At 64.8% G+C, this 13,729-nt stretch carries 12 protein-coding genes; all 12 read left to right on the top strand.

Annotated features, from left to right (window positions below; genetic code table 11):
- Positions 1-19 precede the first annotated feature (19 nt).
- The 12 genes from mraZ to ACJRPG_RS16815 are packed head-to-tail and all read left to right on the top strand — an operon-like array spanning position 20 to position 13,714.
- A complete protein-coding gene (mraZ, locus tag ACJRPG_RS16870) occupies positions 20-448 on the top strand; it encodes a division/cell wall cluster transcriptional repressor MraZ (protein WP_231768064.1) in 429 nt (142 codons plus the stop codon).
- 9 nt (positions 449-457) lie between these two features.
- Entirely contained in the window at positions 458-1,423 is a 966-nt protein-coding gene (rsmH, locus tag ACJRPG_RS16865) for a 16S rRNA (cytosine(1402)-N(4))-methyltransferase RsmH (RefSeq protein ID WP_408001254.1), read from the top strand.
- Complete coding sequence (gene ftsL / locus ACJRPG_RS16860) at positions 1,420-1,692, top strand: cell division protein FtsL (RefSeq protein ID WP_408001253.1); 273 nt, start codon at positions 1,420-1,422, stop codon at positions 1,690-1,692. Before rsmH ends, ftsL begins: the two co-directional genes overlap by 4 nt.
- Complete coding sequence (locus ACJRPG_RS16855) at positions 1,692-3,473, top strand: peptidoglycan D,D-transpeptidase FtsI family protein (RefSeq protein ID WP_408001252.1); 1,782 nt, start codon at positions 1,692-1,694, stop codon at positions 3,471-3,473. Before ftsL ends, ACJRPG_RS16855 begins: the two co-directional genes overlap by 1 nt.
- A gap of 8 nt (positions 3,474-3,481) precedes the next feature.
- Positions 3,482-5,002, top strand: coding sequence for a UDP-N-acetylmuramoyl-L-alanyl-D-glutamate--2,6-diaminopimelate ligase (locus tag ACJRPG_RS16850; RefSeq protein ID WP_408001251.1), 1,521 nt, complete (start codon positions 3,482-3,484; stop codon positions 5,000-5,002).
- Positions 5,002-6,417, top strand: a complete 1,416-nt coding sequence (locus ACJRPG_RS16845; RefSeq protein ID WP_408001250.1) for a UDP-N-acetylmuramoyl-tripeptide--D-alanyl-D-alanine ligase — start codon at positions 5,002-5,004, stop codon at positions 6,415-6,417. Before ACJRPG_RS16850 ends, ACJRPG_RS16845 begins: the two co-directional genes overlap by 1 nt.
- Positions 6,417-7,586 (top strand): phospho-N-acetylmuramoyl-pentapeptide-transferase, encoded by a 1,170-nt coding sequence (mraY, locus tag ACJRPG_RS16840; protein ID WP_408001249.1) that lies wholly within the window; start codon positions 6,417-6,419, stop codon positions 7,584-7,586. The genes ACJRPG_RS16845 and mraY overlap by 1 nt, the downstream gene beginning before the upstream one ends.
- 9 nt (positions 7,587-7,595) lie before the next feature.
- Entirely contained in the window at positions 7,596-9,098 is a 1,503-nt protein-coding gene (murD, locus tag ACJRPG_RS16835; RefSeq protein ID WP_408001248.1) for a UDP-N-acetylmuramoyl-L-alanine--D-glutamate ligase, read from the top strand.
- The gene (ftsW, locus tag ACJRPG_RS16830) at positions 9,098-10,303 is read left to right on the top strand and encodes a putative lipid II flippase FtsW (RefSeq protein ID WP_408001247.1); all 1,206 of its coding nucleotides are present in this window, start codon (positions 9,098-9,100) and stop codon (positions 10,301-10,303) included. The genes murD and ftsW overlap by 1 nt, the downstream gene beginning before the upstream one ends.
- The gene (gene murG / locus ACJRPG_RS16825; protein WP_408001246.1) at positions 10,300-11,367 is read left to right on the top strand and encodes an undecaprenyldiphospho-muramoylpentapeptide beta-N-acetylglucosaminyltransferase; all 1,068 of its coding nucleotides are present in this window, start codon (positions 10,300-10,302) and stop codon (positions 11,365-11,367) included. Before ftsW ends, murG begins: the two co-directional genes overlap by 4 nt.
- Positions 11,364-12,752: a UDP-N-acetylmuramate--L-alanine ligase gene (gene murC / locus ACJRPG_RS16820; RefSeq protein WP_408001245.1), complete on the top strand. Its 1,389-nt coding sequence runs from the start codon at positions 11,364-11,366 to the stop codon at positions 12,750-12,752. The genes murG and murC overlap by 4 nt, the downstream gene beginning before the upstream one ends.
- Entirely contained in the window at positions 12,749-13,714 is a 966-nt protein-coding gene (locus tag ACJRPG_RS16815) for a D-alanine--D-alanine ligase (protein ID WP_408001244.1), read from the top strand. Before murC ends, ACJRPG_RS16815 begins: the two co-directional genes overlap by 4 nt.
- Positions 13,715-13,729 lie beyond the last annotated feature (15 nt).

The raw sequence follows: 13,729 nt of genomic DNA, 5'->3' as shown, positions 1-13,729 counted from the left end.
ATAGATAGAAAGAACAGCCGTGTTCCAGGGGGCTTCCGCGATCACTCTCGATGCGAAAGGCAGGATGTCGATTCCGGCCAAGCATCGTGACGCACTGATGATTCAGTGCGAAGGCCGCCTCACGCTCACGAAACACCCGGACGGCTGCCTGCTGATGTATCCCCGCCATGTGTGGGAAGCGAAGCGCGACCAGATCGCGGCGTGGCCGATGTCGGCCCGCGGCTGGCAGCGCATCCTGCTGGGCAATGCGAGCGATGTCGAGATGGATTCGGCCGGCCGCATCCTGGTGGCGCCCGAGCTGCGCGATGCCGTGGGCCTGGGCCGCGAGGTCGTCCTGTCCGGCATGCTGACCCACTTCGAAATCTGGGATCCGGCCAAGCGTGCCGAAAACGAGCAGGCCACCATCGATGTCGGCATGCCCGACACCCTTTCCGATTTCTCCTTCTGAGGCCTGCCGATGACCACGACAGCAGTGCCCGAATATCAGCATCGCACGGTGCTGCTAGATGAAGCGGTGAATGCGCTTGATCTGGAGGGCGCGCGCGCCAACGGCACATACATCGACGGTACTTTCGGCCGCGGCGGCCATAGCCGCCTGATTCTCTCGAAGCTCGGCGCCAACGCGCGCCTGATCGCCTTCGACAAGGATCCGCAGGCCATCGCCACCGCGGAACAGATCAGGGACCAGCGCTTCACGATCGTGCATGACAGCTTCGCCACGATGGCGGACGCCCTCGCCGAACGCGGTATCGGCAAGGTGGACGGCATCCTGCTGGACCTTGGCATCTCGTCGCCGCAGGTGGATGACGCGGCGCGCGGCTTCAGTTTCCGTAACGATGGTCCGCTCGACATGCGCATGGACACCACGCGCGGCATGTCGGCGGCGGAGTGGCTCGCCACAGAAACCGAACAGACACTGGAAAAGGTGATAAAGGAATATGGGGAAGAACGGTTTGCTTTTCAGATTGCAAAGGCGATTGTTGCTCGCCGGGCAGTCGAACCAATTTCAAGCACACGACAGCTTGCCGGTATCGTGGCAGGCGCGGTCAAAACCCGGGAGAAGGGCAAAGATCCGGCCACTCGGACCTTTCAGGCTATCCGGATTTTCATCAATAAAGAGCTTGAAGATCTCGAAGCAGGTCTGAAGCAGGCTTATGAAGCGCTGGCGCCCGGCGGCATCATTGCGATCATCAGCTTCCACTCGCTGGAAGACCGCATGGTGAAGCGCTTCTTTGCCGAACGCGCCAATGTGCCGCAGCCGGACCGCCGGCTGCCGATCCGCGCCGTAGACCTGCCGCAGCCTGAACTCAAGCTGCTGGCCAAGGTCAAGCCGTCGGACGAGGAAGTGGAAGCCAATCCGCGCGCCCGTTCCGCCGTCATGCGCGTGGCATTGCGCCTTGCTCCGAAAGGAGCGCTGCAATGAGCGGCAAGATCAATATCGTGCTGACCGCGCTGCTGGTGCTGTGCGCCTTGTCACTGGTGAAGTCGCAGTACCAGGCGCGCCACCTGTTCATTGAACTGGAACGCACCCAGAGCCAGGCGCGCCAGCTCGATATCGAATGGGCGCAGCTGCAGCTGGACCAGTCAACGCTGGGCAAGCATGCGCGTATCGAAGAAATTGCGCGGCGCGACCTGTCGATGACCCAGCTGACCCCCGCACGCACCCAGTACCTGACGGAGGGCGAGAAATAATGCGCGCCACCAGTGGCCTGAGCAGCTCCCGCGTTGCGGCTTCGAAGGGCGTGTCCTTCTCGAAGAGCCCCGTGCTGGCCGTGCGCCTGCCGACCTGGCGCTCGCGCGTGGTGCTGTTCGTGCTGTTCGCGGCCTTCGCCGCGCTGGCCGGCCGCGCACTGTGGCTGCAGGGCCTGTCCACCCAGTTCCTGCAGAAGCAGGGCGAAATCCGCTACGCGCGCACCATCGAACTGCCCGCAACGCGCGGCAAGATCACCGACCGCAATGGCCAGGTGCTGGCATCTTCCGTTCCCGTGAAAGCCATCTGGGCGATTCCGGACGATGTGCTGCAGGCGCCTGCCGACAAGATCCGCAAGCTGGCGAACCTGCTGGAGATGAGCGAGGTGGAACTGCGCAAGAAGCTGGATTCGGACCGCAACTTCGTTTACCTGAAGCGCCAGGTGGAGCAGGATGTGGCCGACCAGATCATCGCGCTGAAGATCGACGGCATCGACACCCGCAAGGAATACAAGCGCTTCTACCCGCAAGGCGAAGTGATGACCCACGTGGTGGGCTTTACCAATGTGGAAGATGTGGGCCAGGAAAGCATGGAACTGGCGCAGCAGAAAACCCTGGTCGGCACGCCCGGCTCGCGCCGCGTGATCAAGGACCGCCTGGGCCGCATCGTGGAAGACATCGGCGCCAAGCACGAGCCGCATGACGGCAAGGACCTGGTGCTGTCGGTCGATTCCAAGATCCAGTACATCGCCTTCACCCAGCTGAAGGGCGCCGTGGAGAAATTCAAGGCCAAGGCCGGCGCCGCCGTGGTGCTGGACGTGCACACGGGCGAAGTGCTGGCGCTGGCCAACTACCCAAGCTACGACCCGAACAACCGCCGCCAGCTGACCGGCGCGCAGCTGCGCAACCGCGTGATGACCGACTCCTTCGAGCCCGGTTCCACGCTGAAGCCGATTACCGTGGCGCTGGCGCTGGACAGCGGCCGCGTCAAGCCGCATACGCAGATCGATACCGGCAACGGCCGCCTCACCATTTTCGACCGCACCATCACGGACACCAAGCCGCACGGCGTGATCGACGTGAAGCAGATCATCGAGATGTCCTCCAACATCGGCACTTCCAAGATGGCGCTCAGCATGCCGCCGCAGGAGATGTGGGAGATGTTCACCAAAGTCGGCTTCGGCCAGCAGCCGAAGTGGGGCTTCCCCGGCGCCGTGGCGGGCCGCGTGCGTCCTTATAAATCCTGGCGTCCGGTGGAACAGGCCACCATGAGCTACGGTAACGGCATTTCGGTGTCGCTGATCCAGCTGGCGCGCTCCTACATGATGTTCGCGCGCGACGGCGACACCATTCCGCTGTCCTTCCAGAAGGTGACGGAGCAGCCCGTGGGCCAGCAGATCATCAAGCCGCAGACTGCGCGCGATATGCGCGAAATGCTGGAGGCTGTGGTCTCCGGCAAGGACGGCACCGCCAAGCAGGCGCAGATTCCCGGCTACCGCGTGGGCGGCAAGACCGGCACCGCCTACAAGGTGGAAAACGGCCGCTATGCGATACCGCGTAAATACATCGGTTCCTTCGTCGGCATGGTGCCGATGTCGAACCCGCGCTTCATCATCGCCGTCATGATCGATGAGCCGACCCAGGGCGGCCACTTCGGCGGCCAGGTCGCCGCGCCTACTTTTGCCAAGGTCGCAGAGAACGCTCTGCGCGCCATGAACGTGCCTCCGGATTCGTCCGTGACCGAAATCGTGATTCCGACCGATACCGGACCGGAGGCCATGTAATGAATACGATGACTAAGCAAGAAATCAGCAACTGGATCAAACAGGCAGCGCCCAACGGGCAGCTGGCCTCGGACTCGCGCCGCATCAAGCCGGGCGATGTGTTCTTTGCCTATCCCGGCGATGCCGGCGACGGGCGCACTTTCATTGAGACGGCGATTGAGCAGGGCGCAGCCGCCGTGGTCTACGACCCCGCAGGTTTCAGCTGGAAGCCCGAATGGAAAGCCGCTTCGCTGGCGGTGGAATCGCTGAAGCAGCAGGCCGGCCCGATCGCCCATGCCTTCTACAATATGCCGGACAGCGGCATGTTCACGGTGGCCGTCACCGGCACCAATGGCAAGACCTCCACCGCCGTATGGCTGGGCCACGCGCTGTCGCGCGGCGGCGATACCACGGCCGTTATCGGCACGCTGGGCGTGGGCCTGTTCCATGGCCGCGGCGAACCCGAATTCAGCTCCACCGGCTACACCACGCCGGATCAGGTGCTGCTGGCGCGCACGCTGGACGAATGCCGCGCCGCCGGCGCAAAGTCGCTGGCCATCGAAGCCTCCTCCATCGGCCTGGAACAGGGCCGCGTGGCAGGCATGCATTTCGACGTGGCGCTGTTTACCAACCTCACGCGCGACCACCTGGACTTCCACGGCACCATGGAAGCCTATGAGGCGGCAAAAACGAAGCTGTTCGACTGGCCCGGCCTGAAAACCGCCGTGCTGAACCTGGATGACCCGATGGGCCGGCGCCTGGCAAAGCATGTGCAGGGCAAGGTGCAGGTCATCGGCTACACGCTGGCGGACGCCGCGGCGCTGCCGGACCTGGACGGCGTGACCATGCTGCGCGCCAGCCAGGTACGCAGCCGTAACATCGGCACCGAATTCCACCTCGATTCGCCGCTCGGCAGCGCCAACGTGAAAACGCAGCTGGTCGGTTCCTTCAATGTGAGCAATGCGCTGGGCGTACTAGGCGCGCTGCTGGCCAAGGGAATCGCGCTGAAGGCCGCCATCGATGCCGTCGAGACCCTGACGCCGCCGCCGGGCCGCATGCAGCTGGTAGGCGGCAACGACACGCCGATGGTGGTCATCGATTATGCCCACACGCCGGACGCGCTGGAGAAAACCATCGCCGTATTGCGCGACGTGGCCGGCGACCGTGGTGGCAAACTGTGGTGTGTGTTCGGCTGCGGCGGCGACCGCGATCCGGGCAAGCGCCCGCAGATGGGCCGCATTTCGCAGGCCGCCGACCACGTGCTCGTCACCAGCGATAACCCGCGCAGCGAAGACCCGCATTCCATCATTGAACAGATCGTTGCAGGCATGGACCCCAAACACCCGTCCTCCGTGTTCGAGACCGTGGAAGACCGCGCCACCGCAATCCTCACCGCAATCCGCCATGCGGGCAAGCAGGACGTGATCCTGCTGGCAGGGAAGGGCCATGAGCCTTACCAGGAAATCAAGGGCAAGAAGCTGCCGTTCTCGGACGCAGACCACGCCCAGCTGGCGCTGTCCGCCCGCCTGACCATGATGAGGCCAGGCTGATGCGCGCCACGCTCGACCAGATCCTCAGCGTGCTGCCCGGCGCGCGCCTGTATGCGCCGGTGCTGGCCGATGGCGGCGCCGCGGCCGTGGCCGCGCTGGCGGTGCAGTTCGAAGGCGTGTCCACCGACAGCCGCACCGTGCCTGCGGGTGCGCTGTTCGTCGCCCTGCGCGGCGAAGTGTTCGATGCACACGACTTCCTGCCGCAGGTCGCGGAGAAGGGCGCTGCCGCCGTGATCGCGGAACAGCTGCCGGAAGGCTGGACCCTGCCTGCCATCATTGTGCCGAATACGCTGGCGGCGCTGGGCCAGATCGCCAACTGGTGGCGCCGCAAGTTCGCGCTGCCGCTGATCGGTGTCACCGGCAGCAACGGCAAGACCACGGTGAAGGAAATGATTGCCTCCATCCTGGCGGCGGCCCACGGCGAAGATAATCGCCTGGCCACGCGCGGCAACCTGAATAATGAGATCGGCGTGCCGCTCACCCTGTTCCGCCTCGGCGCGCAGCACAAGTCCGCGGTGGTGGAACTGGGCATGAACCATCCCGGCGAAATCGGCCGCCTGAGCGCCATCGCCGCGCCGACCATCGGCATGGTCAACAACGCGCAGCGCGAGCACCAGGAATTCATGCACACGGTGGAAGCCGTGGCGCGCGAGAACGGCAGCGTGCTGGCCGCGCTGCCGGCGGACGGCGTGGCCGTGTTCCCGCAGTCGGACGAATTCACGCCTATCTGGCGCGAGCTGGCGGGCAGCCGCCGCGTGCTCACCTTCGGCCTGACGAAGGAGGCGGACGTGAGCTGCACCTACCGCGCGGGCGACTTCGGCAACCAGATGTTCGTCAGCGTGCGCCAGGGCGGCGAGCCGCTGCAGTTCTTCATCGGCCTGCAGGCCGCGGGCGAACACAATGTGCTGAACGCGCTGGCCGCCATCGCCTGCACCTGCGCAGCGGGAATTCCCGCCGCGCAGATCAAGCTGGGCCTGGATACGTTCGCGCCGGTCAGCGGCCGCCTGCAGAAGAAGCAGGCCGCGAACGGCGCCACCGTTATTGACGACAGCTACAACGCCAATCCCGATTCGGTGCGTGCCGCGATTGACGTGCTGGCGAAAGCCGCCGCACCGCGCGTACTGGTGCTGGGCGATATGGGCGAAGTCGGCACCCAGGGCCGCGAGTTCCACGAAGAGATTGCTGCCTATGCCGCGAGCAAGGGCATCGAGCACGTTCTGGTAACAGGCGAACTGGCCAGCCACATGGCAGGCCACGCACAACACTTCCAACAGTTCGACGCATTGCTGCAGGCGGTAGATGCAGCCGTGGCGCCGGACACCACTGTATTAATCAAGGGCTCCCGTTTCATGAAAATGGAGCGGGTCGTGCAGCATTTGATTGGATCGCAACAGGCTAACAAGGACAACCACTAATGCTGCTCTGGCTCGCACAATTCCTGCAGGACGATATCGGCGCCTTCCGCGTCTTTAACTTCATCACCTTCCGCGCCGTGTTCGCGACGATCACGGCGCTGGTCATCGGCCTGGTTGCCGGTCCTGCGGTGATCCGCAAGCTGACCGCGATGAAGTATGGGCAGGCCGTGCGCACCGACGGTCCGCAGACCCACCTGAAGAAGCATGGCACGCCAACCATGGGCGGCGTGCTGCTGCTGATCGCAGTCGGCGTTTCCACCATCCTGTGGTGCGATTGGTCCAACCGCCTGATCTGGCCGGTGATGGTCGTTACCATCGGCTTCGGCCTGGTGGGCTGGGTGGATGATTACCGCAAGGTGGTGCGCCAGGATCCCGAGGGCATGCGCTCGGCCGAAAAATACTTCTGGCAGTCGCTGGTGGGCATCGGCGCGGCGCTGTACCTGGCCTTCTCCGTGTCGGCGCCGACGCCGGTGGAAGTGCTGAACCTGTTCTGGGCCTGGGTGCAGTCGGGCTTCTCGATGGACCTGCCGCCGAAGGCCGACCTGATCGTGCCGTTCTTCAAGACCATCAGCTATCCGCTGGGCGTGTGGGGCTTCATCGCGCTGACCTACTGCGTGATCGTGGGCACCTCGAACGCCGTGAACTTCACCGACGGCCTGGATGGCCTGGCCATCATGCCGACCGTGATGGTGGGTTCGGCGCTGGGCCTGTTCGCCTACCTCACCGGCAGTGCGACCTACTCGAAATACCTGTTCATTCCGCACATTCCGGGCGCGGGCGAGCTGATTATCTTCTGCGGCGCCATGGCAGGCGCGGGCCTGGCCTTCCTCTGGTACAACACGCACCCGGCGCAGGTCTTCATGGGCGACGTTGGCGCGCTGGCGCTGGGCGGCGCACTGGGCACGATCGCCGTGATCGTGCGCCAGGAGATTGTGCTGTTCATTATGGGCGGCATCTTCGTGGCCGAAACCCTGTCGGTGATTATCCAGGTGGGCTGGTTCAAGTACACCAAGAAGCGCTACGGCGCCGGCCGCCGTGTGTTCCTGATGGCGCCCCTGCACCACCACTTTGAACAAAAAGGCTGGAAGGAGACGCAGGTGGTCGTGCGCTTCTGGATCATCACCATGATGCTGGTGCTGATCGGCCTCTCGACCCTGAAGCTGCGTTAAACAACACAGATGATCTATAACGGCAAAATCGCGTTGGTATTAGGGCTGGGTGAATCCGGCCTGGCGATGGCACAGTGGCTGGCCCGCTGTGGCGCGCTGCTGCGCGTTGCCGATACGCGTGCCGTGCCGGACCGCCTGCCTGCGCTGCGCGAGGCGCTGCCGGGCACGCAATTCATCTCCGGCCCCTTCAACGCGGCCCTGCTGGACGGCGTGGACTTCGTGGCTGTCAGCCCCGGCCTCGGCCCGAACAAGGAACTGGCCGAGATTATCCCGGCGGCTGCCGAAAAGAATATCCCTGTATGGGGCGAAATCGAGCTGTTCGCACAGGCCCTGAAATGGCTGCAGGACGACCGCGCCTATGCGCCGAAGGTCATCGCCATCACGGGCACCAACGGCAAGACCACTGTCACCACGCTGACCGGCCAGCTGTGCGAGCGCGCCGGCCAGACCGTGCGTGTGGCGGGCAATATCAGCCCGGCCGCGCTGGATGTGCTGCGCGAAGCGATGGACGAGGAAACCCTGCCGCAGGTATGGGTGCTCGAACTCTCCAGCTTCCAGCTGCACACGACCTACAGCCTCAGGGCCGACGCCGCCACGGTGCTGAATGTGACGCAGGACCACCTGGACTGGCATGGCGATATGCAGTCCTACGCCAACGACAAGGCGCGCATCTTCGGCGACGACACCGTGCGCGTGCTGAACCGCGACGACGAATGGGTGATGCGCATGGCGAACCCCACCGGCGAGAACGTGACCTTCGGCACCGATGAGCCGGTGCTGGCGGACAGCTTCGGCCTGGTGAACGAGCGCGGTATCTTCTGGCTCGCCACCGCCGAGCCGACCGAGGAAGTGGAAAAGAAGAAGCGCCGCAAGAACGATCCGCCACGACCGCCGGTTGAGTGCTATGTGAAGAAGATGATGCCGGCCGATGCGCTGCAGATCCGCGGCACGCACAATGCGTCGAATGCGCTGGCCGCGCTGGCCTTGTGCCGCGCCATCGGCCTGCCGTTCGCGCCGCTGCTGCATGGCCTGCGCGAATACAAGGGCCAGCCGCACCGCGTGGAGCTGGTGTCGGCCATCAACGGCGTGGAATTCTACGACGACAGCAAGGGCACCAATGTGGGCGCCACCGTCGCGGCGCTGAATGGTCTCGGCAAGAGCTTCGGCGGCGAGCACCAGCGCCTGGTGCTGATCGCCGGCGGCGACGGCAAGGGCCAGGAATTCGATCCCCTGGCCGAGCCGGTGGCGCGCTATGTGCGCGCCGTGGTGCTGATCGGCCGCGATGCGCCTGGCATCCGCGCCGCACTGGCCGATACCGGCGTGCCGATGGAAGACTTCGCGACGCTGGAAGAGGCAACGAAGCGCGCTGCTGCGCTGGCGCAGAACGGCGACGCCGTGCTGCTGTCGCCGGCCTGCGCGAGCCTGGACATGTTCAAGAACTACGCGCACCGCGCGCAGGTGTTCATCGACACCGTGCGCGAACTGGCGCTCGATGCGGGGCAGGAGATCTGATGGCGTTCCAGCTCCCCTTCAAATTCGGCGGCGCGTCCGCCCCCACGCCGATCGACAGCCGCGCACGCCAGTCGAAGATGATGGAATACGACCAGCCGCTGGTGTGGGTGGTGCTGCTGCTCATGCTGCTCGGCATGGTGATGGTGTACTCCGCTTCCATCGCGCTGCCGGATTCGCCGAAGTTCGCGGCCTACTCGAATACCTACTTCCTGAACCGCCAGGCGCTGTTCATCGGCATTTCCGCCGTTGCGGCGGTGATCGTGTTCCGCATTCCGGTCGCCACGCTGCAGAAGGCGTCGCCTTACCTGTTCATCGCCACGCTGGTGCTGCTGGTCCTCGTGCTGATTCCGGGCATCGGCATCGTGGTGAACGGCGGCCGCCGCTGGCTGCCGTTCCGCCTCGGCCAGCCGTCCGAAGTGATGAAGCTCGTGATGGTGATCTACGCCGCCGACTACACGGTGCGCAAGCAGGAATACATGCACAAGCTGACCAAGGGCTTCCTGCCGATGGCGCTGGCCGTGAGCTTCGTCGGCCTGCTGCTGCTGCTGGAGCCGGACCTTGGCGCCTTCGGCGTCATCGTCTGCATCGCCATGGGCATCCTCTTCCTGGGCGGCGTGAACGCGATCTGGTTCGGCGGCATCGGCGCCATGCTGGTGACGATCTTTGTTTCCATCATTGCCTTGTCCAAGTTCCGGCGCGACCGTTTCTTCGCCTACCTGAATCCGTGGGAGGAAGAGAACGCGCTGAACAAGGCCTACCAGCTGACGCACTCCCTGATCGCCTTCGGGCGCGGAGAGCTGATGGGCGTTGGCCTGGGTGGCAGCGTGGAGAAGCTGCACTACCTGCCGGAGGCGCATACCGACTTCCTGCTGGCCGTGATCGGCGAAGAGCTGGGCCTGGCGGGCGTGCTTGTTGTGATCGCGCTGTTCTACTGGATCGTCAAGCGCGCCTTCGATATCGGGCGCCAGGCGATCGCCATCGACCAGACCTTCGCGGGCCTGGTGGCGAAAGGCATCGGCATCTGGATCGGCGTGCAGACCTTCATCAATATGGGCGTGAACCTCGGCCTGCTGCCGACCAAGGGCCTGACGCTGCCGCTGATGAGCTACGGCGGCTCGGGTGTTCTGATCAACTGTGTCGGCCTGGCGATCCTGCTGCGCATCGACTATGAAAACCGTGTGCTGATGCGGGGAGGGCGGATATGAAGCGCCTGATGATTATGGCGGCAGGTACCGGTGGCCACATCTTCCCCGGCCTGGCGATCGCGAACACCATGCGCGAGCGCGGCTGGGAAGTGAGCTGGCTGGGCACGTCCCACGGCATGGAAAAGGACCTGGTGCCGAAGAGCGGCATTGCGATGGATACCATCGATTTCAGCGGCATGCGCGGCAAGGGCCTGAAACACACCATCGAAGGCGGCTTCAAGATGCTGGGCGCCTTCGCCGACTGCTTCGGTTTCCTGGGACGCCGCAAGCCGGACGTGGTGCTGGGCATGGGCGGCTACGTTACGGTGCCGGGCGGCGTGGCGGCCAGGCTGCGCGGCGTGCCGCTGGTGCTGGTGAACGCCGATGCGGCCCTGCTGATGTCGAACAAAACCCTGGCGCCGGTGGCGAAGCGCGTGTGCTTCGGTTTCCCGGCCGAATTCGGCGCGGCTGCCGGCAAGGCCACGGTAACGGGCAACCCGGTGCGCGCCGAGATCCTGGCGCTGCCGGAACCGCAGCAGCGCTTTGCCGGGCGCGAAGGCCCGCTGCGCATCCTGGTGGTGGGCGGCAGCCTGGGCGCCAAGGCGCTGAACGATGTTTTGCCGGCTGCGCTGGCGCTGATACCGCCCGCGCAGCGTCCGATCGTCACCCACCAGTCGGGCAAGAAGAATATCGATGCGCTGCACCAGGCCTACTGGAAAGCCGATGTGCAGGCGAATGTGCTGGACTTTATCGACGACATGGCATGCGCCTATGCCGCGGCGGATCTCGTGATCTGCCGCGCGGGCGCCATCACCGTGTCCGAACTGACGGCGGCCGGCGTGGCGAGCGTGCTGGTGCCGCTGGTGGCGTCCACCACCAGCCACCAGCGCGACAATGCGCAGTGGATGGCGAAGCAGAACGCTTCCATCCATATGCCGCAGACGGAACTGAATCCGCAGAGCCTCGCGGCCCTGCTGCAAACGCTGACGCGTGGCGCCTGCCTGAACATGGCGGTGGCGGCGCGCGCGGTGGGCAAACGCGATGCGAACAACGCGATCGCGCAAGAACTGGAAAAACTGGCATGAAACACAAGGTCAAGAACATTCACTTCGTCGGCATCGGCGGCAGCGGCATGAGCGGCATCGCGGAAGTGCTGGTCACGCTCGGCTACAACGTCTCCGGTTCGGACCTGGGCAGCAACGCTGTTACCCAGCGCCTGACGGATATGGGCGCGAAGGTGTTCCAGGGCCACGCAGCGGACAATATCGGCGATGCGGATGCGGTGGTGACGTCAACCGCGGTGAAAGAAGACAATCCGGAAGTGGTGGCAGCCCGCGCCCGCAAGATTCCCATCGTGCCGCGCGCCGTGATGCTGGGGGAGCTGATGCGCCTGAAGCGCGGCATCGCGATCGCCGGCACGCACGGCAAGACCACCACCACCAGCCTGGTGGCATCGGTGCTGGCCGCCGGCGGCCTGGACCCGACCTTCGTGATCGGCGGCCGCCTGACTGCGGCGGGCGCCAACGCCAAGCTGGGCTCCGGCGAATACCTGGTGGCGGAAGCCGACGAATCGGATGCTTCCTTCCTGAACCTGGCGCCGATGATCGAAGTCATCACGAACATCGATGCCGATCACATGGAAACCTACGAGCACGATTTCGAGAAGCTGAAGCAGGCCTTCGTCCACTTCACGCACCGCCTGCCGTTCTACGGCCGCGCCATGCTGTGCATCGACGATCCGCATGTGCGCAGCATCATTCCGCAGGTGACGAAGCCCGTAACGACCTATGGCTTCAGCGAAGAAGCGGAAGTGCGCGCCATCAACGCGCGCGCCGTCGGCACCCAGATGCACTTCACCGTGCTGCAGGCCGGCCATCCGGACCTGGGCGTGGTGCTGAACCAGCCCGGCATGCACAATGTGCTGAACGCCTGCTCGGCGGTCGCCATTGCGCGCGAGATCGGCGTGGAAGACAGCGCCACGCAGGCCGGCCTGGCCGGTTTTGCCGGCGTGGGCCGCCGCTTCACCAAGTATGGCGACATCGCGATTCCGTCCGGCGGCAGCTTCACGCTGGTGGACGATTTCGGCCATCACCCGATTGAAACGGAAGTCACGCTGGCGGCGGCGCGCGCCGCATATCCCGGCCGCCGCCTGGTGCTGGCCTTCCAGCCGCACCGCTACACCCGCACCCGCGACCTGTTCGAAGACTTTGCAAAAGTGCTGAGTTCTGTCGACGTGCTGGTGCTGGCGGACGTTTATGCAGCGGGCGAGCAGCCGATCGTGGCTGCCGACGGCCGCTCCCTGGCGCACGCGATCCGCGCGCGCGGCAAGACCGAACCGGTATTCGTTGAAAACATCGCGGATATGCCGGAAACGATTATGAATGTGGTGCGCGGCGGCGACGTCGTGCTCACGATGGGCGCAGGCTCGATCAGCGGCGTCCCGGCAAAACTGACTGCATACAAGGCATGAACGTGAAACCTATCACTCAACAGGAAGCGCAGGCATTGGGCAAGGTGGGCGTGCTGTTCGGCGGACGCTCCGCCGAACGCGATGTGTCCATCATGTCCGGCACCGGCGTGCTGAAGGCGCTGCAAAGCCAGGGCATCGATGCCCACGCCTTCGATCCGGGCCAGCGCACGCTGGCCGAACTGGCCGCGGAAAAATTCGACCGCGTGTTCATCGCGCTGCACGGCCGCTTCGGCGAGGACGGCAGCCTGCAGGGCGCGCTGGAATTGCTGGGCATTCCCTACACCGGCTCGGGCGTGATGGCCAGCTCGGTGGGCATGGACAAGATCACCACCAAGATCTTGTGGCTGAACGAAGGCCTGCCGACGCCGCGCTACGCGGTGCTGGATGCGAAATCGGACCTGGACAAGATCGCCGCCGACCTGGGCCTGCCGCTGATCGTGAAGCCGCCGCATGAAGGTTCGACCATCGGCATCACCAAGGTCAACGCCGCGGCCGAATTCCGCCAGGCCTATGACACCGCGGCTGCGCTGGACGACGCCGTACTGGCCGAGGAATTCGTGACGGGCCGCGAGTTCACCGTCGCCGTGCTGGGCTCGGGCGCCAATGCGCGCGCGCTGCCGGTGGTGGAGATCGTGGCGCCTGAAGGCAATTACGACTACCAGAACAAATACTTCACCGACGACACGCAGTATTTCTGCCCGCCGCAGCTGGACGAATCCATTCAGGCCGAAATGCGCCGCATCGCCGTGGAAGCCTACCGTGCGGTCGGCTGTGAGGGCTGGGGCCGGGTCGACGTGCTGCTGCGCGTGGCCGACAACAAGCCTTTCCTGCTGGAGGTGAATACCTCCCCAGGCATGACCAGCCACTCGCTGGTGCCGATGGCGGCGCGTGCGGAAGGCATCAGCTATGAGCAGCTGTGCGTGGAGATACTGCGCTCGGCACGGCTGAAGATGAAGGCCTGAGGGGAATAAGGGGAA

The organism is Pseudoduganella rhizocola (genome assembly GCF_045984285.3).
In the GTDB taxonomy this organism is placed as follows: domain Bacteria; phylum Pseudomonadota; class Gammaproteobacteria; order Burkholderiales; family Burkholderiaceae_D; genus Rugamonas.
The sequence above is the reverse complement of the archived record's forward strand: the minus strand, read 5'-3'. Positions and strand labels throughout refer to the sequence as shown.

Coding starts and splice junctions, on each gene's coding strand:
- ACJRPG_RS16855 (WP_408001252.1), top strand. CDS start 1,692: ATGCGCGCCACCAGTGGCCTGAGCAGCTCCCGCGTTGCGGCTTCGAAG.
- mraY (WP_408001249.1), top strand. CDS start 6,417: ATGCTGCTCTGGCTCGCACAATTCCTGCAGGACGATATCGGCGCCTTC.
- ftsW (WP_408001247.1), top strand. CDS start 9,098: ATGGCGTTCCAGCTCCCCTTCAAATTCGGCGGCGCGTCCGCCCCCACG.
- ACJRPG_RS16845 (WP_408001250.1), top strand. CDS start 5,002: ATGCGCGCCACGCTCGACCAGATCCTCAGCGTGCTGCCCGGCGCGCGC.
- ACJRPG_RS16815 (WP_408001244.1), top strand. CDS start 12,749: ATGAACGTGAAACCTATCACTCAACAGGAAGCGCAGGCATTGGGCAAG.
- murD (WP_408001248.1), top strand. CDS start 7,596: ATGATCTATAACGGCAAAATCGCGTTGGTATTAGGGCTGGGTGAATCC.
- ftsL (WP_408001253.1), top strand. CDS start 1,420: ATGAGCGGCAAGATCAATATCGTGCTGACCGCGCTGCTGGTGCTGTGC.
- ACJRPG_RS16850 (WP_408001251.1), top strand. CDS start 3,482: ATGACTAAGCAAGAAATCAGCAACTGGATCAAACAGGCAGCGCCCAAC.
- murC (WP_408001245.1), top strand. CDS start 11,364: ATGAAACACAAGGTCAAGAACATTCACTTCGTCGGCATCGGCGGCAGC.
- rsmH (WP_408001254.1), top strand. CDS start 458: ATGACCACGACAGCAGTGCCCGAATATCAGCATCGCACGGTGCTGCTA.
- murG (WP_408001246.1), top strand. CDS start 10,300: ATGAAGCGCCTGATGATTATGGCGGCAGGTACCGGTGGCCACATCTTC.